We start from the raw sequence: 533 nt of genomic DNA, 5'->3' as shown, positions 1-533 counted from the left end.
GGAACTGCATTCGAAACTGGCAGGCTAGAGTCTTGTAGAGGGGGGTAGAATTCCAGGTGTAGCGGTGAAATGCGTAGAGATCTGGAGGAATACCGGTGGCGAAGGCGGCCCCCTGGACAAAGACTGACGCTCAGGTGCGAAAGCGTGGGGAGCAAACAGGATTAGATACCCTGGTAGTCCACGCCGTAAACGATGTCGACTTGGAGGTTGTGCCCTTGAGGCGTGGCTTCCGGAGCTAACGCGTTAAGTCGACCGCCTGGGGAGTACGGCCGCAAGGTTAAAACTCAAATGAATTGACGGGGGCCCGCACAAGCGGTGGAGCATGTGGTTTAATTCGATGCAACGCGAAGAACCTTACCTACTCTTGACATCCAGAGAACTTAGCAGAGATGCTTTGGTGCCTTCGGGAACTCTGAGACAGGTGCTGCATGGCTGTCGTCAGCTCGTGTTGTGAAATGTTGGGTTAAGTCCCGCAACGAGCGCAACCCTTATCCTTTGTTGCCAGCGGTCCGGCCGGGAACTCAAAGGAGACT

General features: G+C 55.0%; 1 rRNA gene. It reads left to right on the top strand.

The window, feature by feature from the left end:
- Positions 1-533: ribosomal RNA gene (locus HL189_RS22545) — 16S ribosomal RNA — on the top strand; the annotation flags it as partial.

It is taken from the genome of Modestobacter sp. I12A-02662, from assembly GCF_041028325.1.
Taxonomy (GTDB): domain Bacteria; phylum Actinomycetota; class Actinomycetes; order Mycobacteriales; family Geodermatophilaceae; genus Modestobacter.
The sequence above is the reverse complement of the archived record's forward strand: the minus strand, read 5'-3'. Positions and strand labels throughout refer to the sequence as shown.